Origin of the sequence: Spongiactinospora rosea, assembly GCF_003315795.1 — a bacterium.
In the GTDB taxonomy this organism is placed as follows: Bacteria; Actinomycetota; Actinomycetes; order Streptosporangiales; family Streptosporangiaceae; genus Spongiactinospora; species Spongiactinospora rosea.
Genome location: NZ_QMEY01000015.1, coordinates 74,247 through 97,986 on the forward strand (window position 1 = coordinate 74,247; position 23,740 = coordinate 97,986).

24 protein-coding genes are annotated in these 23,740 nt (G+C 68.7%); 13 read left to right on the forward strand and 11 right to left on the reverse strand.

Features of this window, described 5'->3' with window-relative positions:
* Window positions 1–2 precede the first annotated feature (2 nt).
* Window positions 3–566 carry a DUF1062 domain-containing protein gene (locus DP939_RS28725; protein ID WP_113983951.1) on the reverse strand — a complete coding sequence of 188 codons (564 nt, stop codon included), beginning with the start codon at window positions 564–566 and terminating at the stop codon, window positions 3–5.
* 711 nt (window positions 567–1,277) lie between these two features.
* Here DP939_RS28725 and DP939_RS28730 point away from each other — a divergent pair.
* From DP939_RS28730 to DP939_RS28760, 7 genes are all read left to right on the forward strand, one after another.
* Window positions 1,278–2,318, forward strand: coding sequence for an ABC transporter substrate-binding protein (locus DP939_RS28730; RefSeq protein WP_158578736.1), 1,041 nt, complete (start codon window positions 1,278–1,280; stop codon window positions 2,316–2,318).
* Between the two features lie 116 nt (window positions 2,319–2,434).
* Window positions 2,435–3,322, forward strand: coding sequence for an ABC transporter permease (locus tag DP939_RS28735; protein ID WP_113984059.1), 888 nt, complete (start codon window positions 2,435–2,437; stop codon window positions 3,320–3,322).
* Window positions 3,322–4,110, forward strand: a complete 789-nt coding sequence (locus DP939_RS28740; RefSeq protein ID WP_113983955.1) for an ABC transporter permease — start codon at window positions 3,322–3,324, stop codon at window positions 4,108–4,110. The genes DP939_RS28735 and DP939_RS28740 overlap by 1 nt, the downstream gene beginning before the upstream one ends.
* 71 nt (window positions 4,111–4,181) lie before the next feature.
* Complete coding sequence (locus tag DP939_RS28745) at window positions 4,182–5,255, forward strand: ABC transporter ATP-binding protein (RefSeq protein ID WP_199565476.1); 1,074 nt, start codon at window positions 4,182–4,184, stop codon at window positions 5,253–5,255.
* Between the two features lie 105 nt (window positions 5,256–5,360).
* A complete protein-coding gene (locus DP939_RS28750; protein WP_225878553.1) occupies window positions 5,361–6,323 on the forward strand; it encodes a thiamine pyrophosphate-dependent dehydrogenase E1 component subunit alpha in 963 nt (320 codons plus the stop codon).
* Complete coding sequence (locus DP939_RS28755) at window positions 6,316–7,299, forward strand: alpha-ketoacid dehydrogenase subunit beta (RefSeq protein WP_113983958.1); 984 nt, start codon at window positions 6,316–6,318, stop codon at window positions 7,297–7,299. Before DP939_RS28750 ends, DP939_RS28755 begins: the two co-directional genes overlap by 8 nt.
* A complete protein-coding gene (locus DP939_RS28760) occupies window positions 7,299–8,093 on the forward strand; it encodes an SDR family NAD(P)-dependent oxidoreductase (protein ID WP_199565477.1) in 795 nt (264 codons plus the stop codon). The genes DP939_RS28755 and DP939_RS28760 overlap by 1 nt, the downstream gene beginning before the upstream one ends.
* On the opposite strand, the gene DP939_RS28765 is transcribed toward DP939_RS28760, so the two are convergent.
* Window positions 8,071–8,892 carry an IclR family transcriptional regulator gene (locus DP939_RS28765; RefSeq protein ID WP_113984061.1) on the reverse strand — a complete coding sequence of 274 codons (822 nt, stop codon included), beginning with the start codon at window positions 8,890–8,892 and terminating at the stop codon, window positions 8,071–8,073. The genes DP939_RS28760 and DP939_RS28765 overlap by 23 nt on opposite strands.
* Before the next feature lie 348 nt (window positions 8,893–9,240).
* Here DP939_RS28765 and DP939_RS28770 point away from each other — a divergent pair, with 348 nt between their 5' ends.
* From DP939_RS28770 to DP939_RS28780, 3 genes are all read left to right on the forward strand, one after another.
* Window positions 9,241–10,248 (forward strand): aminotransferase class V-fold PLP-dependent enzyme, encoded by a 1,008-nt coding sequence (locus DP939_RS28770; RefSeq protein WP_225878554.1) that lies wholly within the window; start codon window positions 9,241–9,243, stop codon window positions 10,246–10,248.
* On the forward strand, window positions 10,248–11,354 hold the full coding sequence (locus DP939_RS28775) for a M24 family metallopeptidase (protein WP_113983960.1): 1,107 nt from the start codon (window positions 10,248–10,250) through the stop codon (window positions 11,352–11,354). The genes DP939_RS28770 and DP939_RS28775 overlap by 1 nt, the downstream gene beginning before the upstream one ends.
* A gap of 78 nt (window positions 11,355–11,432) precedes the next feature.
* Window positions 11,433–11,858 (forward strand): RidA family protein, encoded by a 426-nt coding sequence (locus DP939_RS28780; protein ID WP_225878566.1) that lies wholly within the window; start codon window positions 11,433–11,435, stop codon window positions 11,856–11,858.
* Here the strand turns inward: DP939_RS28780 and DP939_RS28785 are convergent.
* The 5 genes from DP939_RS28785 to DP939_RS28800 form a co-directional block, all read right to left on the reverse strand.
* Entirely contained in the window at window positions 11,773–14,211 is a 2,439-nt protein-coding gene (locus tag DP939_RS28785) for a tyrosine-type recombinase/integrase (protein ID WP_199565478.1), read from the reverse strand. The two genes, DP939_RS28780 and DP939_RS28785, sit on opposite strands and share 86 nt — an antisense overlap.
* Window positions 14,208–14,465: a tyrosine-type recombinase/integrase gene (locus DP939_RS48865; protein WP_199565479.1), complete on the reverse strand. Its 258-nt coding sequence runs from the start codon at window positions 14,463–14,465 to the stop codon at window positions 14,208–14,210. Before DP939_RS48865 ends, DP939_RS28785 begins: the two co-directional genes overlap by 4 nt.
* Window positions 14,396–15,253, reverse strand: coding sequence for a tyrosine-type recombinase/integrase (locus DP939_RS28790; protein WP_199565480.1), 858 nt, complete (start codon window positions 15,251–15,253; stop codon window positions 14,396–14,398). Before DP939_RS28790 ends, DP939_RS48865 begins: the two co-directional genes overlap by 70 nt.
* A gap of 142 nt (window positions 15,254–15,395) precedes the next feature.
* On the reverse strand, window positions 15,396–16,118 hold the full coding sequence (locus DP939_RS28795; protein WP_113983961.1) for a VOC family protein: 723 nt from the start codon (window positions 16,116–16,118) through the stop codon (window positions 15,396–15,398).
* A gap of 101 nt (window positions 16,119–16,219) precedes the next feature.
* Window positions 16,220–16,915, reverse strand: a complete 696-nt coding sequence (locus DP939_RS28800) for a helix-turn-helix transcriptional regulator (protein ID WP_113983962.1) — start codon at window positions 16,913–16,915, stop codon at window positions 16,220–16,222.
* 117 nt (window positions 16,916–17,032) lie between these two features.
* On the opposite strand from DP939_RS28800, the gene folE reads away from it, so the two are divergent.
* Together folE and DP939_RS28810 are read left to right on the forward strand one after the other, a co-directional pair.
* Entirely contained in the window at window positions 17,033–17,689 is a 657-nt protein-coding gene (gene folE / locus DP939_RS28805) for a GTP cyclohydrolase I FolE (RefSeq protein WP_113983963.1), read from the forward strand.
* A gap of 53 nt (window positions 17,690–17,742) precedes the next feature.
* A complete protein-coding gene (locus DP939_RS28810) occupies window positions 17,743–18,969 on the forward strand; it encodes an NAD(P)/FAD-dependent oxidoreductase (RefSeq protein WP_199565481.1) in 1,227 nt (408 codons plus the stop codon).
* Window positions 18,970–18,972: 3 nt separating this feature from the next.
* Here DP939_RS28810 and DP939_RS28815 read toward each other — a convergent pair whose 3' ends face one another.
* From DP939_RS28815 to DP939_RS28830, 4 genes are all read right to left on the reverse strand, one after another.
* Window positions 18,973–20,565, reverse strand: a complete 1,593-nt coding sequence (locus DP939_RS28815) for an ABC transporter permease (protein WP_113983965.1) — start codon at window positions 20,563–20,565, stop codon at window positions 18,973–18,975.
* Entirely contained in the window at window positions 20,562–21,485 is a 924-nt protein-coding gene (locus tag DP939_RS28820; RefSeq protein ID WP_113983966.1) for an ABC transporter ATP-binding protein, read from the reverse strand. The genes DP939_RS28815 and DP939_RS28820 overlap by 4 nt, the downstream gene beginning before the upstream one ends.
* Entirely contained in the window at window positions 21,478–22,158 is a 681-nt protein-coding gene (locus DP939_RS28825; RefSeq protein WP_113983967.1) for a TetR/AcrR family transcriptional regulator, read from the reverse strand. The genes DP939_RS28820 and DP939_RS28825 overlap by 8 nt, the downstream gene beginning before the upstream one ends.
* 92 nt (window positions 22,159–22,250) lie before the next feature.
* A complete protein-coding gene (locus DP939_RS28830; RefSeq protein ID WP_199565482.1) occupies window positions 22,251–22,697 on the reverse strand; it encodes an ester cyclase in 447 nt (148 codons plus the stop codon).
* An 86-nt stretch (window positions 22,698–22,783) separates the two neighbouring features.
* Between DP939_RS28830 and DP939_RS28835 the strand changes: the two genes are divergently transcribed.
* Window positions 22,784–23,689: a LysR family transcriptional regulator gene (locus DP939_RS28835; RefSeq protein WP_113983969.1), complete on the forward strand. Its 906-nt coding sequence runs from the start codon at window positions 22,784–22,786 to the stop codon at window positions 23,687–23,689.
* Window positions 23,690–23,740 lie beyond the last annotated feature (51 nt).

A 23,740-nucleotide genomic window follows, 5' to 3' on the forward strand; every position in this document is an offset into this window, starting at 1 on the left:
CCCTACCCGGCGGGCATGACGACGAATGAGAAATCCGTGCTCGTCGTGCGCTTGAGCGGGAGGTCGGACTTGATCCGGCGTTCGACCTCGCCCCTGCTGATCCCGAGGCCCTGAGCGATCAGCCGCTCAGGGCGGACGGGCACGGGATCGAGGAAGCCGACGTCGACCCGGTACGGCCAGGCCGCCTCGACGACGGACGACTCCAGCCGCCACGCGCCACGCCAGTCCAGGACGAAGCGGTTGCGCCGGGCGACCGCGGGGTCCAGCAGCGTGCGCGCGACGAGCGCCTGGTCGTTGCTCTCGAAGGCACGGAGCCTGGCCGGATCCAGCGACCGGACCGGCACCCGCTCATGGACGGTGACCTTCGAGGTACGCGCGCAGCCGGCACAACGGACGAGCAGCCACACATCCAGCAGCTTGCCGTTGGCGTTGATCCGGAACCTGCCCTCGCCCACGGTGGACGCCTCCGCGCGGCAGTCCGGGCAGCGCATGGCGAGCAGCGGCAGCCGGGTCCTGCGCACGGTCCAGGGCAGGACGAAATGATCTCTATGTGATCGTGGAGACATGATCTCTCTAAGACCTGACACGAAACGCTGAGAGGCCAGGCCGCTCAGGGTCTCAAAGACCCAGGGCAGCCCGGCGAGACCGGCCACGCGGCTGGTGAGAGAGCGCAGAAGAAGATGTCAGGCGGTAAGAGGCACGTTGTTGCGAATATGAGATAACGATCACCGGCGGAGTGATTGAACCTTTTTCAACCTCAGATTCCCCGGCCAGAGGCGGTAAGCGAGGTGCCGTATCCGCGTGACCAGGCGTCCTGCCAGGACACCAGCCCCGGTCCGATTTCGGCGGAGGCACCCTCGACCTGGTCCAGGCGACCGGTTGAAAAAGGTTCATTGCCTCGCTGAGGCCATCGGACTGGACCTGGAGGTACCCCCGTTCGGCCGCACGATCTCTGGCTTGGCGATTACCACGATGCGGCCTGCGGTGTCGCTATGCCGGAAGCTCTGAGTCGCTGAGGCTCCGCCTGCCGTCGATGTGGGGGGCTGAAAGCCTGAAGGCGGCCGTGCGAGGCAAAATCTCGGAGCCGGGGCGATGGCGGGATCGATGATTCATTTCGAGATAGTCGAAATTCGGCTGGCACTTTCTGGTGCTAAGAGTCCGCCGGATCCACGGTGAATCCATCTGATGTTCACCCCGTCAGCCTGCCTGCTCATGTGAAACGGCAGGTTTAGGCGGACCGGCCGCCTCCCATGCACATGCCCCGACGGAGTACAGTCATGATCAAAATCATCCCCTGCGCCACCGCGTTCTTGGCGGCCGTCGCGCTGCTCGCCGGATGCGGCGGTGAAACCGGTCCGACGGTCAGTGACCGATCCGTTGTCTTCGTTGGGACCGGCGGCGCGTATCAGGCCGCGCAGCGGGAGGCGTTCGTCAAGCCGTTCGCTGCGTCCTCCGGCATCAAGGTCGTCGAGGATCAGCCGGTGACCTACGCCAAGCTCAAGACCATGGTCGACAGCGGCCGCGTCACTTGGGACGTCGTCGAGGCCGATCCGTTCTACGCGATCGCCAACTGCGGGCGGTATATCGAGAAGATCGACCTGACCGTCGTCGACGTCTCGAAGATCGACAAGGAACTCGTGTCGGAGTGCGGGGTCCCCGACATGAAGTCGGCCTTCCTTTTGGTCTACAACACCGAGAAGTTCGGCCAGAACCCACCCACGTCCTGGCGAGACTTCTTCGATACCAAGAAGTTTCCCGGTAAGCGCGGGATGATGAACGACGCCAAAGAGGGCGGTCTGGAGATCTCGCTCGTCGCCGATGGCGTGCCGACAGACAAGCTCTACCCGATCGACTACACGCGGGCCTTCCGCAAGCTCGACACCATCAGGAACGATCTGAAGTTCTTCACCACCGGTGCGGAGCAACAGCAGGCGATGGAGACTGGGCAGGTCGACATGGTGCTCGCATGGCCGGGCAGAGCGAGCCAGGCTGCGCACAACGGCGCGAAGATCGCGCCGGTGTGGAACCAGCCGATGTTCTTCTGGGACGTGCTCGTGGTGCCGAAGGGAACGGCGCACAAGACCGAGGCGATGAAGTTCATCGCGCACGCGATCACTCCCGCGGCTCAGGCCACGCTGACGCAGCACATCGCCTACGCGCCGATTCACCCCGACGCGAAGCTGCCGGCGGACGAGGTGACACGGCAGTACCTGCCACTCGGTCAGGACAAGGGAACCGGCTTCCTGCGGAACATGTCCTGGTGGGCGCAGAATCTGGACACCGCCACGCAGAAGTGGACGGCCTGGATCTCCCGCTGAGTCGCCGCCGGGTCCGCCCCGTTCAGGAGGTCGGACCCGGCGGTGCCTGTGGAGCCAAACGCGAAGAAGTACGTTTCGGAGGTAGGGGCGTCATGCCCATTTCGTCCACTCCCATCATGTCCGCTTCGGCACCTGAACGGCCTGAACGCCGTCTGCTGTGGCTGAGCGCCAGGCCCTGGTACGGCGTTCTTCTCGTCGTGCCCGCCATTTGTCTTCTTGCCACCGTCTTCGCCTATCCGGTGGCGGCCCTCATTTGGCTGAGCTTCGCTGATCCGTCTCTCGGGCTCGAGAATTATCATCGGCTGCTCACCGACGGGGTCAGCCTGCTGGTCTTGCTGCGGACCCTGCGCATGGCCACCATCGTCACGCTGGTCACGCTGCTGTTGGCATACCCGTACGCCTACCTCATGACATTGGTCGGTCGACGTGCCCGTTCGGTGATGGTCGCCCTGGTGCTGCTGCCGTTCTGGACGAGTCTCATGGCACGGACGTTTGCCTGGATCGTCCTGCTTCAGGACAACGGACCCATCAACGACCTGCTGGCGATGGTCGGGCTCGGGCCGCTGGAACTCGCCGGGACAGAGGCCGGCGTGACGATCGGGATGACGCAAGTGCTGCTGCCCTTCATGACCCTGCCTTTGTACGGCACGCTGCGAACCATCGATCGACGCCTCCTCGACGCGGCCGTCGGCTTGGGCGCGCGGCCGCTTACCGCATTCCGCCGCGTTTATCTGCCGCTTTCCATGCCGGGGGTCGTGGCGGGCGCGATGATGGTGTACATCCTCGCGCTGGGCTTCTACGTCACGCCGGCGATGCTCGGCTCGCCAAGCGAGTCGATGATCTCCCAGTTGATGACGGTGCGGATCACTCAACTGCTGGACTTCGGCGCGGGCGGAGCCCTCGCCACGGTGCTGTTCCTGCTCACGCTCCTGCTCTTGGCCCTGGTCTCGCGCTTCCTCTCACCGAGCGCCGCCCTCGGCATGTCGACGAGGGGGGAGCGTTGATGGGCGTCAATCGGCACGCGAATCCGGCACTGCGGTTGTTCAGTGTCCTGGTCGGATCGTTCCTCATCGCGCCGGTCCTCGTCGTGGTGCCTCTGAGCTTCACCGACAAGGACAGTTTCGAGTTTCCGCCGCGGGGCTGGTCGCTGCACTACTACGAGCGGTTCTTCACCGACCCGGCGTGGAGAGAACCACTGCTGGCCTCGCTGAAGGTCGCCATCATGGTCACGCTGATGGCGACGATCATCGGAACACTGGCGTCATTCGCGATCACGCGAAGCCGCCGCCGTGGAGTAGCCGTCCTCCAAGGGCTCCTTGTGGCACCCATGATCGTGCCGAACGTCATCGTCGCTCTGGCGATCTATACGGCGTTCCTTCGATGGGGGCTCGTGGGCACGGTGGAAGGCCTCGTACTCGCCCATGTCGTGCTGGCTCTGCCGTTCGTCGTGATCACCGTGAGCGCTGGTCTGCGGACCCTTGATCCTCGGCTGGAGCGTGCGGCGGCGAGCCTTGGAGCTTCGCCGCTGGCGACCTTCCGGCTCGTCACGTTGCCGTTGATCGCGCCGGGAGTGATGTCCGGAGCGGTGTTCGCGTTCGTCACCTCCTTCGACGAAGCGGTCATCTCGCTGTACCTGCAGTCCCCGCACCTGCGCACGCTGCCGGTGCAGATGTTCACCAGCGTTACCTCTGACGTCGACCCGACCATCGCCGCGGGATCGACGGTGATCCTCGTCGTTACCACCGCGCTCATCCTCCTTCCTGACTTCCTGAAACGGAGGGCTCCCCAATGACCGACATGCGAGGGGCCGCTATTCGGCTCTCCAGTGTTACCAAACGGTATTCGGAGCACCAGCCACCAGTAGTGAACGATGTCTGCCTGGAGATCGCCGCCGGTGAGTTCATCACGCTGCTCGGCCCCAGTGGTTCGGGCAAGTCGACCACGCTCAACATGATCGCCGGGTTCGAACAGCTCACCGCCGGGGACATCCTCATCGACGGCGTGAGCGTGGCGTCCCTGCCGCCGTACAAGCGCGGCCTCGGCATGGTCTTTCAGCACTATGCGCTGTTCCCGCACATGACGATCGCACAGAACGTCGCCTTTCCCCTCCAGCAGCGCAAGATGCGCAAGCGCGACATCCAGCGGCGCGTGGACGACGTGCTCGATCTTGTCGGTTTGGCACACCTGCGCGACAGGTTGCCCGGTCAGATCTCGGGTGGCCAGGCGCAGCGGGTGGCCCTGGCCCGCGCCGTCGTCTTCGAACCCCACGTGCTGCTCATGGATGAGCCGCTTGGCGCGCTGGACAAGAAGCTGCGGGAGCAACTACAGGGCGAGATCGCCCGTATGCACCGCGAGCTGGGGATCACTTTCGTTTTCGTCACCCATGACCAGGAGGAGGCGCTTGCCCTGTCCGACCGCATCGCGGTCTTCGACCGCGGCCGGATCGAGCAGGTCGGCACCGCGCAGGAACTGTACGCACGCCCTGCTTCTCTGTTCGCCGCGGAGTTCCTGGGGGAGTCCAACGTGTTCCACGGGATGATCACCGAACGGCGCGGACGCGTGTCCCTCGTCGGTGAAGGATTCGAGGTGCTGACGGATGGCGGCAGCGCGGGGCTCGTAGGCACGGCCGGCGTCGTCGTGGTGCGCCCGGAACGGATCCGTCTGACAGTCGGGGACGTCGCCGTCGAGCACGACGTCAACGCGATGACCGCCACCGTCACTCACATCGTTTACCAGGGTTCGTACCGCAAAGTGGCATTCCGGACCGACGCGGGTACGACGGGAAGCGCCCGCGAACCGGCCGGAGCGGAGTCCTCCGCCATCCCTGGTGACCGGGTGACGCTGTGCTGGCGAGTCGGCGACGGGGTGATCGTGCCCGCGCAGAGCGTGCCGGTGGTCGGCCTGCCCGGCGATGCGCTCGTCGAGTCCGCGTCATGAGCGACGACGGCTCGCTCCTGGCGGCCTCCGCACAAGGCATCCCGTTTCGGCGGCCTGGGTGTGGCTGCGACCGCACCGTTGGACAACCCAAGAAAGGCGGACGACGTGTCCTCTCTCCCTAACGAAGCAGCACTGGCCGATCTGACGAACCTGTGGCGGATCCGATGCTTCGAAGAAGAAGTCACCCGGATGCGGATCGAGGAGCAGATCGTCGGTTCCGTCCATCTGTGCATCGGCCAGGAGGCCATACCGGTCGGCGCCTGTGCGGCGCTCGACCTGACCCGCGACGCCGTGTTCGCCACCTACCGCGGCCACGGCTGGGCGCTGGCCTGCGGCACCGACCCGGTAGCACTGTTCGCCGAACTCCTGGGCCGGGAGACCGGCACCAACGGCGGCCGGGCCGGCTCAGCGTACCTGTCAGATCCGGATCACGGGTTCTACGGCGAGAACTCGATCGTGGGAGCGGGCGCCCCCATCGCAATGGGCGCCGCGCTGGCTGCCAGATACGACGACTCCGGACGCGTCGCGCTCACCGTGTTCGGTGATGGAGCGATGAACCAGGGCGCGGTTCACGAGGCCATGAACATGGCCAGCGCCTTCGACCTGCCCGTCGTCTTCCTGGTCGAGAACAACCGCTATTCCGAGCTCACGCCGATCGCCGCGATGGTCCGCCGCGACGACCTCGCCTCACGGGCCGCCGCATACGGCATGCGGGCATCGCGAATCGACGGCAACGACGTCAACACCGTCCGAGAGACCATCTCCGAGGCGGTCGCCACCTGCAGGGTCGGCCAAGGGCCGGTACTCATCGAGGCTCTCACCCAGCGCCTGGTCGGCCACTACATCGGAGACGCACAGGTTTACCGGCCACACGATGAGGTGGAGCAAGCCAGGACCAAGGAGCCGATCATCGTCCTGTCCGCGGCCCTGCGCGCCGACGGCGTCCCTGAACACGAACTCGCCGGGATCGAGACCCGAGTCCGCGCCGAGATCGCCGCGGCCGCGACCGCGGCCCTGGCGGCGCCGCCGGCCGACCCCACCGCTGTGAAGGAGCACCTCTATGGGTGAGATCACCTATGCCCAGGCCATCAACGCCGCACTGCGTCGCGCTCTGGCAGAAGACCCCAAAATCCTGCTGTTCGGCGAGGACGTCGCCCTCCCAGGAGGCGTCCACGGAGTGACCCGCCGCCTGCGCCGGGAGTTCGGCGACCGGGTTTTCGACACACCGATTTCCGAGTCCGCCATCCTTGGCGGAGCCGTGGGCGCCGCCATGATGGGACTGCGTCCCATCGTCGAGATCATGTGGGCGGACTTCGCTTTCGTCGCGTTCGACCAGTTGATCAACCAGGCGGCCAATGTCCGTTACGTCTCCCGCGGCCGCCTGAAGGCGCCGATGACCATCCGCACCCAACAAGGCGCGACCCCCGGCTCCTGCGCCCAGCACTCCCAGTGCGTGGAGGCGTTGATCGCGCACATCCCGGGCCTGCGGGTATGCCTGCCCGCCACCCCGCAGGACGCCCACGACCTGCTACTGGCCGCGATCGAGTGCGACGATCCCGTCGTCGTCATCGAGAGCCGGGCGCTCTATCACTCGCTGAAGGACACGGTGGACCTCGACGCACCCCGGTCGCCGATCGGCGGCGCGCGCATCGTCCGCCCGGGCTCCGACATCTCCGTAGTGACCTGGGGGCCTATGCTGCACACCGTTCTGGAGGCCGCCCATGCCCTGGAAGACGACGGCATCGACATCGAGGTGATCGACGCCCGCTGGCTCAATCCCTTCGACATCGACACCGTATGTGAGAGCGTCTCCCGTACCGGCCGGCTGGCCGTGGTCCACGAGGCGAATCTCACCGGCGGGTTCGGCGCGGAGATCGTCGCCCGCGTCGTCGAGCGTGGCGTCCCGCTGTCGGCGCCGCCGCTGCGTGTCGCGACCGATGACCTGCGGATCCCCGCCGCGCCTGGGCTGCAGAGGGCCGCGATCCCCGGCGCTGACCTGGTGGCCGACCGGCTGCTGTCGGTGTTGAAGCCCGGGAACGACTGATGGACGGCCGTGCACGGGTGGCCGTCGTCACCGGCGGCGCCAACGGCATCGGTCTGGCCTGCGCACAACGGCTCTCCGGTGACGGCTTCCGCGTCGTCGTGGCCGACGTTGATGCCGATGCCGGGCCCCAGGTGACCGCGAAAGTGGCGGGTGCCGAGTTCGTGCCCTGCGACGTGCGATCGCCCACGGATGTCCAGCGGGTCGTCGACAGAGCCCTGGAGATCGGCCAGGGGCGGCTCCATGCTTTGGTGAACAACGCGGGCCAGACCGCCCGCGTCCGCTTCGCCGACTGCGACGAGGCGACGTGGCAGCGACTCCACGATGTCAATCTCCGCAGCTTCTTCTCCTTCACCCAGGCCTGTCTGGAGGGGCTGAGCGCCGGACACGGTGCTGTGGTGAGCGTGGCCTCCGTGGCCGGCCTCGTCGGCGCGGAGGATCTGTCCGTCTACAGTGCCACCAAGGCCGCGATCATCGCTTTGACCAGGTCGCTCGCCCTGGAACTCGGCCACGTCATCCGCTTCAATGCCGTCTGCCCGGGGCAGATCGCCACGAGGATGATGGCCAGAGTGCAGGCCGACGCCGACCTGCGCGCAGCCGTGACAGCGCAGATCCCCGCAGGCCGGCTCGGCCGGCCCGAAGAGGTCGCCAACGTGATCGCCTGGCTGCTCGGCGACGAGGCGAGCTACGTGAACGGCGTGGCGATCCCGGTAGACGGCGGAGAGAGCGCCGGTTTCCTCCAGCCGAAGTCGTCCGGCACGGCCGGCGAGCGAGTCAGTCCCGGCAAGGCACCGTGAGGCGATGAGTGCGCAGGAGGTTCGTCGCGATCGCGGCGGCCTCCTGCACCGCGGCGACCAGTTCACGCTGCGAGCTCCTGAACCTCGTCACGGGCACCGAGACTGTGTATGAGCCGGCGGGAGCGCCGTCGTGATCGAAGTAAGCGGCCGACGCGCAGCAGATGCCGTCGCTGAACTCCTCCAAGTCGAGGGCGTAGCCCTGCCGGCGGACATTACTCAGCTCCACCGTCAAGCTGTCGGCGTCGCAGTGGGTGTGGGTGGTCAGCCGTCGGAGTTCGACCCCGCGAAACATGATGTCGATCTGCTCATGCGGCAGATGGGCGAGCACCGCTTTGCAGGAGGCCCGAGCGTGCATGTCGCCGGTGTAGCCCACGTCGAGCCCGCGCACGCTGAGCGCCTGCTCGCCGGTGATGAACTGCAAGAGTGTGATGACGCCATGGTGCCACCCACTGACATAGGAGGTTTCCCGCGTCCGGCTGTGCAGCCGTGACAGGACTGCGAACAGCTCGGGCAGTGGCTCGAACCGCGCACGCAACTGCCGTCCCAGCGAGGCGCCCTGCGCACCGATGTCAACTCTTCCACCAGGCAGCCGTACGATGTAACCCGCCGTCTTAAGCGTCCTCAAGATGTGGTAGCAGCGGCCCAGACTGAGGTCGAGGTGCCGACTGAGGCTCTTGGCCGTGGCCCCGCCGCGCATATCCGCGACCGCCTGCAACACATCGAGTCCACGTACCAAGGTCTGCAGGACGCCATTCTCGTCGTCCTCGGTGGCTGTACTCGATACGACTGGGTCGGTCATGAATGCGCTCCCAGAGAAGGCCGGCCCATAGAGGGCGCCGCCAGGTGTGCCCTCTATGGGAAGGGCCGCCACCATGGTCGGCCCCTATGGTCACACGCTAAGCCGCAGGCCAGGTACACCTTAGGACTGTCGATCCGATTTTTCGACTATAGCGAAAAGACTCGCCACCAACTGGGGCTGGTGCCCACAAAAGGGTCATGCTGCGAAGCACCTGACAGGTGTCGCAGCCATCATCCAGACAAGAAGGATCACATGCTCACCTCGGAGCAGTTTCGCGCACACTTTCCCGCGTTGCAGCGCCATGTCTGGCTGGACACACCAGCCAGCCCGCCGGCAGCGCTCGGTGTCGTGCGAGCGCTGCAGTCCGCCATGGACGCGTGGCTGTACGGGGAGTTCGACTGGACGGAGTGGGACCGCGCACCCGCCGCGAGCAAAAGCTCCATCGCCCGGCTGCTGGGCATCCCCGAGGAGCAGATCGCCCTCATGGGCTCAGTCGCCGAAGCAGCCGCGACCGTGGCCAAGTCACTGCCGCCCGGCCGGATCATCGTGCCCGCCCAAGAGTTCCGCAGCAACCTCTTTCCCTGGCAGCAGTTGGAGCGGACCGGCCACGAGATAGTCCTGATACCGGCCCGGGACGGCCACACCCGAACCGAGGACATCGTGGCCTCTCTCGACACGCGCACCGTCCTGCTCGCCATCAGCGATGTGCTGTCGATCGACGGCCACCGAGCCGACCTCATGGCGCTGCGCCAGGCCACGAACGATGTGGGCGCCCGCCTGTTCGTCGATGCGACCCAGTCACTTGGTGCCCTCCATCTCGACATGGGCAAGATACGCCCCGACTACCTCGCAGTACACGGCTACAAATGGATGCTGTGCCCCCGCGGCACCGCCTGGCTGGCGACCACGCCGGAGCTGACCGAGGAACTCATCCCCCTGCTGCCGAGCTGGAAGTCGACCGACCCACCACATCGATACTTCGGCGGACCGTTCGTCCCCGCCCGCGGCGCCGCCCGCTGTGACACCTCGCCGTCCTGGCTGTCCTGGATCGGCGCCCTGCCCGCGCTCGACCTCCTGCTCGACCTCGACGCCGAGCAGGTCGAACGGCACTGTATACAGCTCGCCACCGACTTTCGCGCCCGCGCGATCGACATCGGCGCCGCCGTCGGCAGCGGCCAGAGCCACATCGCCGTGGTGCGCGTGACCGATCCAGCCGCGGTCAGCGCCCAACTGGCACGAGACGGTGTACGGGCGACCTTGCTCGGCGACCGACTCCGAGTCGGCTTCCACTACTTCAACAACAACTCCGATGTCGAGAGGGCCGCGAGCGCCCTGCGAGGTGAATCCACACTGTGATGAGGTTCCCTGCTCCCACCGAATCCCTCAAAGACACCATCGCCATGGCGGCGGCCACCCGGCGCGCCCACCTGCGCGACCACCTCGCCCGACTGGGCTTGCCTGGAGCCCTGGTGTACTCCCGCCGACGGTCGGCCGTCACGTGGCTGACCGGATACGCGCCAGGATTCATCTCCAACAGCGCGGCACTGTGGATGCCCACCGCAGCTGAGCCCGTGCTGGGCGTGGAATTCCCCTTCGAGGTGGAGCGCGCCCACCACAGCGGGCTGCACACGGTCCCCATGTCCTCGCCGCTCGACCTGATCCCGGCCGACGTCGAAAGGATCGGCCTGCTGGCCGGCGACCTCGTCATCGACGAGAGAACCCCCGCCCTGCTCGAAGGGCTGAGGAGCCGGAACATCGACCCTGTCGACCTAGTCGCGTGGGCCACAGAAACACGCGAGCTCAAGACCGGTCCCGAACGCGAGCTCCTCACACATGCCGCACACATCGGCGACCTGGCGCTACGCGCCGCAGGAGACGTGGCAGTTCCCGGCATAAGCGACTACGAGATCGCCGCACGGGTCGAGGCGGCGGCCCGCGCCGCAGGGGCGCTGCGCTGCCTGTGCCTGGTCGGCATCGGAGACGGCGCGGTGATCACCGAGGCGACCGGCGCCGTGGTGGCTCCAGGCCAGTCGGTCGGCCTGGAGGTCAGCCTGTACGCCGCGGGTGCGTTCATGCACGTCAACACCACCCTTCCCCCCGCCCCGTCACGCCCTGCGGATCACCGGGCAATCGCCGCGTGCCGGGCGGCACGGACGGCGCTGATCGACGCGCTGAGCCCCGGCAACACCGTGGACGCGGTCGTCACGGCCGGCGACACCATCTTGGCCGAACATGGGCTACTAGCATGCAAGGAATACGACTTCGGCCACGGCCTGGGCTGCGACACCCCCGAGCATCCACGCCTGCTCTACGGCACAGGCCGGACCGTCACCGCGGGTGCCGTAGTCGCCGTCCACGTAGCAGTGCGTCGTCCTGGCGGGGAGACCGCGATGATCGGCGGCCCCGTCTTCATCACCGAGGACGGAGCACGCGAACTCTGTCCGGGCGCGGTCTGGACATGAAGCGTTACCCCTCCGTGCAAGTACCGTACGTCATCAGATGAGGTGATCATGTTGTCAAGGCGCTGGACTCCGGTGGCCATGCCCGCACCTGTCGGCCGATACAGCCATCTGGCCGAGGTGCCCGAGGGCTACACGCTGGTTTTCGTATCAGGGCAGGTGGGGAATCTCCGGGACGGCTCGCTCGCAGGCCCGGATGCACTGTCCCAGACTCGCCAGGTGTTCGCCAACCTGCAGGCCGCATTCGAGGAACTGGGGGCGACACCGCGCGATCTGGTCAAACTGTTGACCTTCGTGGCCGGCACCGACCACCTGCCCGGCTTCTACGCCGCCCGGGAGGAGGTCTTCGCGGATTGGTATCCCGATGGCGACGTCCCGGCGCACTCTCTCGCCGTCGTCTCCGCGCTTGCCTCCCCGGAGCTCACCGTAGAAGTCGAGGCCGTCGTCGCGTTGCGGAACGGTAGCACGCGATCCGCCGCCGAGAGAGGCGACGAATCTGCTGTATGAGCGTGCCCGGCTTCCACAACGCGAGTCGATGGTCTACCGGTGCGTGCTGGGCGAGGAGAGGGTGAACGGCAAGCATCATGTTCCCCCTCCGGGGAGGCTGTCGCGCAGGACCGTCAGCGGGATGAACGCCGGTTGAGCACCGAGCTCGTTGGGTGTAGGCCCAGCTGGAGTGGGTACATCGGTGAGGCGTTCGGCGAGCGCGGCGACGGAGTCGCGGTCGCCTTCGAGAGCCTGGCGCTCGTCGTCGGTGAGGTCGAGTTGTTCCAGCATCTGCTGGATGCCGTCCTTGACCGCGAGGAGTTGCCTTCAGTGGGACTGCTTGGGCAGGTAGAACGGGCAGCGTGCACAGGCGAGCCGGTGCGGGCAAGTCATAAGTGCAGTAGCCCTCGCCCAGGTCGTAGTACTTCCACGGCTGACCCCCGTCGGCCGCAGCACCAGTGAGAATGCTCTCGCGGTCGATGAGGACCTCGATGGTTCGGACGTTGCGGGCGAAGTAGCCAGCCTTCTTGTAGGCGGCGGCCAGGGTGCGTTGCAGGATCGCGGCGTAGTGGCGGGTGCTGGCGGGGTTCTTATGGCCGAGCCATTGCTGCAGATCAGCGAGGGATAGCGGTTCGCGGGCGTTGAGCAGTTGGGTGGCGATGGTGGTTCGCGCCCGGTGGCTGGTGAGGGCGCCCCGGGAGTCTTGTTCCGGGATTCCGGCCTTGCGGCACAGCGCGGGAATGATCTTTTCGTTGAGGTACGAAGAGCCGATCAGCTGAGCGCGGTAGGTGAACAGGTGCTGGCGGCGTCGCCGGGTCTTGCGGTCCTCGATGTCGGGCTGGGGTGGGCGGACGAGCTTCCACGCCTCAATGAGCTGGCCGACGACGGGATCGACAGGCTTGTTGAACGGTCCGGAGGTCTTGTTCTGCGGGACGCGTAACAGGCAGATCGGGTATGTCTCGCCGGTTCGCTGGTCTTGGCCTTCATCCCAGATGATGCAGTCGAGTTCGAGTCGGCGGATCTCGTCGATGCGGCAGCCGCCGAACAGCCACACTCCGACCAGAGCGCGCAGCATCTCGATCGGGTAGTAGTTGGCCTGCCAGCCGGCCGCCTTGGCCGCCGGGGTGCCATACGGCGTGATGTCCTCGGTGTTCAGGGTCAGTCCGGCGGCCATCAGCTTGGCCCACACGACGTCGTCGATGATCCGCGGGTTGGGGCCGAGTTGGGCCCGCCGCGACAGTGGCAGGCTGAGCACCCGGCGCGGGTCGAACTTGGGCTTGATCCACTCCCACTCGATCAGGTCGCAGAAGAAGCTCCGGAGGCTGTCGATGCGGTTGGCCATGCCGCTGGCGCTGATCTGCTCGCCAAAACGGACCTGGTTGCGGTTGTGCCCGGCCCACTGCCCGACGGTGGCCTGCAGGGTATCGGCGACGTACTCGGCCGCCATGTCCCTGGTCCACGCATCCGGTGCGATCGATTCGGGGTGTTTCTCGGCGGCCCACCGTCCAGCGATGAGAATGACAGAGAACATCGTCCGCAGCGTGCCCGGTTCGCAGGTGGCCAGCTTGCGCCAGCGTTGCGCCCACTCCAGCCATTCGGGTGGGACGCTGGCCAGGGTCTCCGGTTTGGGTCCGCGGTGGTGTCCGTTACTCGTCAGCGGCGCCGCGACGATTCCCTTGTCCGCCAGCACGCGGGAGACCTTGAACAGCCCTTGCCTGCGCGAGGGGCGGTCGGCGCGGTAGTCCTCGACCAGAGCGTGCAGTTGTTCCTCGCCGATGTGCTCCAGTCGCGGACTGCCGCAGCTGAGCAGCAGATCAATTGTCGCGTTGGTGACCTGCCACGACATGAGACTCTCGCTCGCCTGCCAGGCGGTCAGGGTCGAACGGATCTCTTCTAGGGCAGGGTCCACGGCGGCGGGCCCGAACACCATGTCGGCGAGTTTGCGGACCTGAACGATGCCGGCGTGGTGATGTAGCCGGTGGTGACCGCCGAACAGGTAGCCCAAGGCGGCCAGCTGGAACCGACACCTCCTATTAGTGACCCGGTCCCCGTCGGCCAGCGCGACCCAGATGGCTTCATCCCAGGACCAATAGGCGCTGCCTCGGCGGTGCATCTCGCCGAGCAGGATGTTGCGGGCGGCCGTTGTCTTGGCAGGCGCCCACGCGGCGGTGACGACGTGTTCGATGGGCTCGATGAGTCGGCTGAGCGTATCCCGGTTGGCGAACTGGACGCTGATGTGCGCGAAGTCGCTGATGTGAGACAGAACGGCGCGCTCGGCAGGAGTGAGCGCGGGATTCTGGCCGCGCACGTTCTGGCACAGCGTCGCGAGCGGCAACGGCTCCTGGCGGTCGTCGGCGGAGCTGATGGCGTTCATCGCTCCTCCACCAGGGTTGCCAGTAGACGCTCCCGGTCGGCCTGGATCGCAGCGGTGGCCCGGTGCAGCTTGGCGGCCAGTTCACGACCACTGAGATGGATGTAACGAAGCGTCGTGGACAGGTCTTTGTGGCCGGCGTACTGAGCGATCTGATCGATCGTCCACTCCGCCCGCGCCAGATCGGTCAACCGCAGATTCCGGAAGGTGTGCGTGGACAGGCGCGGGACACCGGCCCGCTCGGCGATGCCCGACACGATCTTCGACCAGCTCGCCGCCCCAGCGGTGCGCCATGGTTGCGTCGCGACACGCTGATCAGCAGCCGCCCGGCCATACGGCCGACCAACTGGCGACGCTCGGCCAGGTAGGCCATGAACAGCCGGGAGGTGGTGGTGCCGAAACTGACCTCCCGGGCGTGCTTGGATTTGGTGGTCTCCGCCCGCAGGTGGACCAGGCAGTAGGCGGGCTCGAAGTCGCCAATCTCCAGGTGGACGAGTTCCTCACGGCGCAGCGCGCCGTCGTAGGCCAGAGCGAGCATGAGCCGGTTGCGTAGCGGCTCGGTGCCGGTGGCCTGGAGGACCTTCTGCCAATCCCACTCATTGGGGATCCACGGCGCCTTCTCCACCCGGCGCACTAGGCCTTGCCGGGGGCGACGGCCCCGCCGTCCGGACTGGCCGCGGCGCACTGGGTTGCGCTCGCGCAGCCCGTCTTCGACGAGGAACTCGTAAAACGATCGGGCCGCGATCACGTACTGCTGAATCGTGGCGTTGGCCAATCCCGTACCCGAATCGAGGTGCACGAGCTTGGCGGTACGAGGGTTCGGCCGTTCGTGCAAGTCGCCGATCCATGCGGCGATCACGTCGGCCCGTATCGTCAGCGGATCGGCACCGACCAAGGCGCAGAACCGCAGATGATCCTCAAGGGCCCGGCCGTACGCCGTGACCGTGTTCGGTGCGCGTCCGATGTTGGCCGTGAACTGCAGCCATCGCCGTGCTTGCTCCTGCCCGGCGACCAGGGGGAACTTGTCCCAGATGATCTCCACCATGGACGACAAAGGTAGATCGTCCAGATTCCAAATAAGCAGGCGGTGTCACGCGAGAAGTCCCCACGACGGATCAGATGATGCTGGAGCGCACGCTATACGTCCGCCGGACGGCGCCACAATCGAACAAGCCGCGCCTGCCCTCTCAGCGAGAGGTCAGCACACAGAAATCGTTGCCGTCGGGGTCGGCCATCAGCACCCGGCCGTCCCCGTGCCGGTCGCCGCCGATCCGTGTCGCGCCCAGGGAGACCAGCCGGTCGATCTCCGCCTGCGGATCGCTCTGTGCGGCCGGGGCGAGGTCGAAGTGCAGCCGTTCTCTTCCTGCTCGTGGCATCAGCGGCGGGCCGCCCCAGGTGACCTTCGGGCCGCCGAGCGGCGACTGGATCGCGGTCTCCTCGTCCTGGTCCCAGACCAATGGCCAGCCCAGGGCCTCGCTCCAGAAGTATCCGACCTGCTGGGAGCCGTCGCACGCGAGCGCCCCGATGAACCCGCAGCCGGCGAGGAATTTGTTGCCCGGCCCGATGACGCAGAACTCGTTGCCTTCGGGGTCGGCGAGCACCACGTGCCCCTCTTCGGGACGCTGCCCGACGTCGATGTGCCGCGCGCCGAGTTCGAGCGCCCTGGCCACGGTCTGCCGCTGGTCCTCAAGGGAGGTGCTGGTCAGATCGAAATGCATCCGGTTCTGGACGGTCTTCTCTTCCCGGCTCTGCGCATATCGGAGCCGGAAGCCGGTCTCATCGCCGGGCAGGAGCGCGATGCCGTCACGGGGGTCCTCTGTCGGCTCCCGGTCCAGGACTCCGGCCCAGAAGCGCGCGAGACGGGATGGGTCCTTCGCATCGAAGCAGAGCGCGTCGAGCCCGATGGCCATCTCGTATCCCCCATCCGCGAAGTCGCGGAGCCCGTCGCTCCGCCGGACACCGGGAAACGCTAACCCAGCCGATCACCCCGGCGCCAACGCTTATCTCGGCCTCAGCGGACCGGCCGGCCGGCCGGGTGGAGGCGGACGCAGCAGAGGCCGGGGTCGGGTTCCAGGCGGGCGGTGACATCCGTTTCGGTGAGACCTTCGAGAACGCCGGTGAGGAGGCCCAGGTTCATGCCGCAGACCAGTTCGGTGTGCCGCAGGGCCAGGCTGTGGAAGGGGCAGTTGGCCAGCGCGATGGTGTCGCCGATGGCGCGGGGCTCGAAGCCGAGGGCTTCCAGGGCCTGCATGACCCCGGCATCGGGCCCGGGAGCGGCGGCGCGGCCGAGGTCGCGGCCCAGTTCGCGGGCGCGGCGATCCAGTACGGCGCGCGGTGGCTCCCCGGAGGTCTGCGCCTCCTCCAGGGCGTCGGCGAGCAGGTGGGCGGCGGTCTCGTAGCGCCGGTCCGGCAGGGAGACGGCGATCTGCCCGGGGGCGCGGCGGTACAGCTTGGACGGCCGGCCGGCGCCGGGTCCGGTACGGCCGGTGCGGCGCTGGTAGACGGCTTCGAGCAGTCCTTCGGCCACCAGTTTGTCCAGGTGGAAGGAGACGGTGTTGCGCGGTGCCCGCACGGCGTCGGCGGCCTGGTCGCGGCTCACCGGTTCGGGCTGTCGCACCACGAACTCGTACAGGCGGCGCCGGGTCGGCTCGTCCAGCGCCGCGATGGCGGAGATGCGTGCCGGCCATGCACCATTGTCCTCGCCCATTCTAAAACCCACTCCTGTTGACCAAATCCCTGGGCCCCTTCTAATGTTAACGAAACTCGTTGATAGAAGAAGGGGTCACATGATGCGGGGCGCATCCGACGATCGCGGGCGGGCGGCATGAGCGAGACCGTGGCGCGGCCGGCCGTCGATCCGGCTGATCCGGGCGCCGTGCCCGCCGACCACCAGCAGCCGCGCCTGCGCGTGGTCCGCCGGGGTGACGGCGTGGATCTGGAGGCCGCGCAGCGGGCGGTGGCCGACCTGCTGACCGCGCTGGGCCGGGACGCGCACTCCGAGCACCTGGCGGACACGCCGCGGCGGGTCGCGCACGCCTACGCCGAGCTGCTGGCACCGCGCGAGTTCAACCTGACGACCTTCCCCAACGAGGAGGGGTACGACGAGCTGGTGCTGGCCCGCGACATCCCGGTGCAGTCGCTGTGCGAGCACCACCTGCTGCCGTTCCAGGGCGTGGCGCACGTGGGCTACCTGCCCGGCGACCGCATCCTCGGGCTGTCGAAACTCGCCCGCGTCGTCGAGCTGTTCGCCCGGGATCTGCAGGTGCAGGAGCGGCTGACCAAGCAGGTGGCCGACTGGCTGCAGCAGCACCTGGCGCCCAAGGGCGTCGGCGTGGTGATCGAGGCCGAGCACCTGTGCATGTCGATGCGCGGCGTACGCGTACGCGGGTCCCGCACGGTGACCTCCGCCCTGCAGGGGGTGCTGCGCGACGACGCGCGCTCCCGGCAGGAGTTCTTCGCGCTGTCCGGGGTCAACGCCTAGCCGCCCGCACCGACCATCGACGCCTCGCCGAACGAGCAGACAGGAGAAAGACGATGCCGCGACCAGCCACATTCGTGATCGCCGGAGGCGGCCTGGCCGCCGCCAAGGCCGCAGAGGCCCTGCGTGCGGAAGGGTTCGACGGCGCGATCGTCCTCGTCGGCCGCGAACCGCACCTGCCCTACGAGCGGCCCCCGCTGTCCAAGGGCCACCTGCAGGGCGGCGACGAACGGCAGAAGATCTTCGTGCACGACGCGGACTGGTACCGCGACCACGCCATCGACCTGCGCCCCGGCGTGACGGTCACCGGCGTCGACCCGGCCGCGCATCAGGTGACGCTGTCCGGCGGTGAACGGCTCCGCTACGACAAGCTCCTGCTGGCCACCGGGGCCGTCCCGCGCCACCTGACCGTCCCCGGCCACGACCGTGGCAATGTGCTGTACCTGCGTACCGTCGAGGAGTGCGACCGGCTGCGCGCCACGCTGTCCGCCGTCGGCAAGATCGTCGTCATCGGCGCCGGGTGGATCGGCCTGGAGGTCGCCGCCGCGGCTCGCGCGGCCGGGGTCGAGGTCACCGTGGTGGAGCGGGAGCGGCAGCCGCTGCTCGGCGCCCTCGGCCCCGAGATCGGCGCCGTCTTCGCCGGGCTGCACCGCGATCACGGGGTGGACCTGCGGCTCGGCGCCGTCCTCGCCGCGGTCACCGAGACCGGCGTGCGGCTGGCCGACGGCGCCCACATCGAGGCGGACACGGTGGTGGCCGGCATCGGCGCCGTACCGGACACCGAACTGGCCGCCGCCGCGGGGCTGACGATCGACAACGGCGTCAAGACCACGGCCGACCTGCGTACCAGCGATCCGGACATCTTCGCCGCCGGCGACGTCGCCAACGCCTACCACCCCCGTCTGGGCGGGCACATCCGTGTCGAGCACTGGGCGAACGCGCTCAACCAGCCCGCCGTGGCCGCCCGCGCGATGCTCGGCCGCCAGGTCGCCTACGACGAACTCCCCTACTTCTATACCGACCAGTACGACCTGGGCATGGAGTACATCGGCCACGTACCGCCCGGTACCGCCCACGACGTCGTCATCCGCGGCGACGTGGCCGAGCGGGCGTTCCTGGCCTTCTGGCTGCGGGACGACAAGGTGATCGCGGCGATGAACGTCAACATCTGGGACCAGGGCGACCAGCTCAAGGCGCTCGTCCTGGCCGCCGCCCCGATCGACCGCGCCGCGCTCGCCGACCCGTCGGTCGCGCTGGACCGGCTGGTCCCTGCCGGCGCGTGAGCGTCAGTGGAAGTCGCGGTGGCGCAGGGCCAGCAGGCCGCCGCCGAGCAGCGCCGCCGTGACGGCGAGCAGGGCCACGATCGGCAGGACGTCCACCGGGGCCGCGGTGAAGATGTTCGGCACATAGTGGAACGGCTCCAGCGGGCTGCCGCCCCACTGCCCGTACAGGGGCCCGGCGACCTGCCCGAGCGCGGCGGTCAGGACCCAGGCCGTCCAGGAGATCGCCACGCTCGCCCGGGGCAGCAGGCCGTACGCGAGCACGCACACCGCCCCCACGCACCACGCGGCCGGTACGGTGCCCAGCGCCCCCGCGAAGAAGCGGGGCAGGTCGGTGGCGAGGTCGCCGGCCAGCAGGGAGTACAGCGTGCCGAACACCAGCCCGGCCACGGCCATCAGCGCGGCCGTGCCGAGCCCGGTCACCACCAGATGCCCGGCCGCCCACCGCAGCCGGGTCATCGGGGTGGCCTGGACGGCCTCCGCGCGGCCCGAGGTCTCCTCCGCGCGCATTCGCAGCGTCATCAGCACCGGGTAGAGGGCGACGGCGTAGGCGAGGATCAGGATCAGGTACCAGGAGTACGCGCCGAGCGTCGCCGACATGCCGAGGAGGCTGCGGATGTTGTCCACCACGATGCTCGGCCGCGCCAGCAGGTCCCGGGCCAGCGGGCTCAGCCCGGCCGCCGCCGCGGCGAAGAACGCGACCCCGGCCGCCCATTTCACCAGCAGGCTCCGGTGCAGCCGCCAGGCCAGGCTGATCGGGCCGCGCAGCCTCGGGGCCCGGGCGCGCCCGAGGCGTTCGGGGAACAGCCCGGCCCCGAGGTCGCGGCGGGCGAGCAGCCGGTAGGCGACGGCGAGCAGGGTGGCCCCGGCCGCGATCGATACCCCGAGCATCCACCACCGTTCGTCCTGGTAGGGCCGCACCAGATGGCCCCACCCGATCGGCGACAGGTACTTCGGCCACGGCCACCCGCTCGCGTCGGCGGCGTAGCGCATGACGTAGCAGGCGGCGAGCGCGGCCAGGCCGATCGCGGTGGCGGTACGGGCGTTGCGCGCCAGCTGGGCGGCGACGGCGGCGATCGCGGCGAACACCCAGCCCGCCGCCGCGACGGCGGCGCCGTAGGCGAACGATCCGAGCGGTTCCAGCCCCATCCCGATCAGCGCCACGGCCGTGCAGAGCCCGGCGGTGAGGCCGACCCCCGCCGCCACCAGCACCGCGGCGGTCAACTGGGCCTGCCGGCTCACCACGGCCGAGCGGACCAGCTCGCTGCGGCCCGCGTCCTCCTCCCTGCGGGTGTGCCGGACGACGGACATGACGGCCGCGAACGCGCAGGCGACGTACAGGAAGCCGCCGCTGCGCCAGGTGGCGAGGACTTCCAGCCGGGGTTCGACGGATGGGCCGCCGAGCCCTCGCAGGAAGGCGTTGCCGCGGATGATGTCGATGTAGGTGAGTTTCAGGGCGTCGGTGCCCATGTTGCGGTTGACGTAGGCGACCATCGTCAGGCCTAGGCCCGTGATCAGCAGGATCCACCAGGGGGCGATCGCCCGTTCCCGGCGCAGGGCCAGGCGGACCAGGTGCCCGGTACCGGTCAGGGCGGTCATCGCGCCGCCCCCGCGTGCCGTCCGCCGCTCGCGCCGGCGCGGTCGTAGTGCCGCAGGAACAGCTCCTCCAGCGTGGGCGGCCGGCTGACCAGGCCGCGTACGCCGGCCTCGGTGAGCCGCCTCAGCACGGCGTCCATGGCGTCGGTGTCGACGTCGAACCGCACTCGCCCGCCCTCGGCGCGCAGGCCGTGAACGCCCGGCAGTTCGGCCAGGCCCCGCGGCGGCGCGGCCAGGTCGGCCTGGATGGAGGTGCGGGTGAGGTGGCGCAGGTCGCCCAGGGTACCGCTCTCGACCGTGCGCCCGTCCTTGACGATGGTCACGCGGTCGCACAGGGTCTCGACCTCGGCCAGGATGTGGCTGGACAGCAGCACGGTCCGGTCACCGCCGCGCCGGCCCTCGCGTACCGTCTCACGGAAGACCTCCTCCATCAGGGGGTCCAGGCCGGAGGTCGGCTCGTCGAGGATGAGCAGTTCGGCGTCGGAGGCCAGCGCGGCGACCAGCGCGACCTTCTGCCGGTTGCCCTTGGAGTAGGTGCGGCACTTCTTGCGGGGGTCCAGGTCGAAGCGCTCCAGCAGCTCGGCGCGGCGCCGCTCGTCGAGCCCGCCGCGCAGCCGTCCGAGCAGGTCGATCACCTCGCCGCCGGACAGGTGCGGCCACAGGGTGACATCGCCCGGCACGTAGGCCAGCCTGCGGTGCAGCTCGGTGGCGTCGGCCCACGGGTCGCCGCCGAGCAGGCGTGCGGTGCCCGCGTCCGCGCGGAGCATGCCGAGCAGGACCCGGATCGTGGTGCTCTTGCCCGCGCCGTTCGGGCCCAGGAAGCCGTGCACCTCTCCGGTGCCCACCACGAGGTCGAGGCCGTCCAGGGCGCGGGTGCCGCCGAACGCCTTGACCAGGCCGGTCACCGAAATCGCGTCACTCATCGGAGTGCTCCTCGGTCGGACGTGCCGCGGTCCCGGCGCCGGTCCGGGACCTTTCCAGGGCGTCGCGGTGGCCGGCGGCCTCTTCGGGGGTGAGCCAGGGGTGGGAGTACAGGTCGAGCACGGTCAGGGCGAGCAGGTGGGCGCCCTCCTCGCCGGACACGTCGGCCCCGAGCCCCCGGGAGACGTGCTCGTGCAGGATCCCGACGGCCAGTGCCATCGCCGTGCCGACCGTCGCCCTGGCCCTGCGGCCGGTGAAGGGGGGATCGGAGCGGCGTTCGTCGAGCCCGGCGAGCCACTGTTCGCTCATCCGCACCATCGCGTCGAACACCGGCTCGGCCCAGCCCTCGGTCAGGGCGCGGGCCAGGTACCGCCGGTAGGGGCCGAGGGCCGCCAGGGAGGCCGCGACGTAGTTGACGCCGCCGCCGGAGGGGTCGGCGCCCACCTGCTCGTTGATCCGGGTGATCAGCTTGACCAGGTGCTCGTCGCACGCCTCGCGCAGCTTCTCCTTGGAGCCGAAATGGTGGCGCAGCAGGCCCGGGGACACCCCGGCGGTCTCGGCGATGGCCCGGGTCGTCGCCCCCTCGAAGCCGCGCTCCCCGAACTGCCGCAAGGCCGCGTCCCTGATCCGCGCGCGGGCGGTCAGGTCTTCGGGGTCGGGTGTTGATGCCGGCACGTGCCGTGCCTCCTATCCAAGCGACTAGGAAGTTGTTCACTTGGAGAGGAGACTATCCGATTGCATAGGAGGTTTGCAGTGCCTGGGAGTCGCTATCTTCCTTCGGCGCCCATCTGGCGCAGCAGCGAACGGTTGTCGGTGCGCACCCACTCCTCGACGAGGCGGCCCCGGTCGTCGAAGCGGAAGATGTTGATCAGGTCGAACACCACGCGTTCGCCGTTGGGCGGCAGCGGCCCGGCCGGGGAGTGGGTGAACTCGCGGACGAAGGTGCCCTCGATCCAGGTCTGGCAGGCGATGTGGTCGCCGTCGGCCACGATGATGCCGCGGCGGATCGAGCGGTCGTCGAACGCGGCGCGGATCGCCGCGAAGTAGGCGTCGAGCCCGGCGAAACCGGACTCGAAGCCGTCCGGGCCGTGAAAGCGGAACTTCTCGGTGTCGAAGTACGTCGCCGCCTCGGCCGGGTCCTCGCCCGACACCTCCAGCTCACCGGCGCGGATCAGGCGTACGACGAGGTCGTCTTCGGTGAATCGCTTGGTCATGACTCCAGCGTGCCCGCTGTGAGCCATGCGGTCCAACGATGATTCGGCATCGCTCCCATGAGCTTCTCGCATGGTAGCTTCCGGCCATGGCTGAGTTCACCGTCACCGGTCTGCGGGTGCTGCACCAGGTCGCCACCGCGGGATCGTTCACCCGGGCCGCCGAGCTGCTCGGCTACACCCAGTCGGCGGTCTCCCGCCAGGTCGCCGCCATGGAGACGGCGGCCGGAGCGCCGCTGTTCGAGCGCGGCGCGCGCGGCGTGGCGCTCACCCCGGCGGGCCAGGTGCTCGTCCGGCGCGCCACCGAGATCCTCGCCGACCTGGCGGCCACCGAGCTGGAACTGGCCGGCCTGCGCGACCGGCTCGCCGGCCGCCTCGTGATCGGTGCCTATCCCACCGCCGCCATGGCGCTGGTCCCGCGCGCGATGGCGCAGGTGACGTCCGGCCATCCGGGTCTCGCCGTGATCTTGGAGGAGGCCTCGACGCCCGCCCTGCTCAGGCGGCTGCGGACCGGGCGGCTGGACGTGGCGGTCATCGGAGTCGGGCACGGCCTGCCGGACTACGACCTGAGCGAGCTGCGGCAGACCACGGTGTTGCAGGGCGGCCTGCGGGTGGCCGTCCCTGCGGCGCATCGGTTCGCCGGGCACGCGCACGTCACCGTGGCCGACCTCGCCCAGGAACGCTGGATCGCCGGGGACGGCGCGGCGGGCGAGCCGCAGTTCGGGGCCTGGCCGACCCTGCAGGACCCGCAGATCGCCCACACGGCGCGCAGCTGGTCGACCCGGCTCGGCCTCGTCGCGGCCGGCCTGGGCCTCACGGTCATCCCCGAGCAGGCCCTGCCCGCGCTGCCCGCCGGCGTACGGGCCGTGGCCGTCACCGACGGCCACTGGACGGGCCGCGCGACCCTCGCCCTGACCCGCCCGCGCCCTTCCGCCCAGGCCCAGGCCATGGTCAGCGCCCTGAAAGACCAGGCCGCCCACCTCCACGACGGCTGACCGGACCGTACGGATGCGGCGATGACCTCGGGCGGCTCGTGCGCCTTGGCG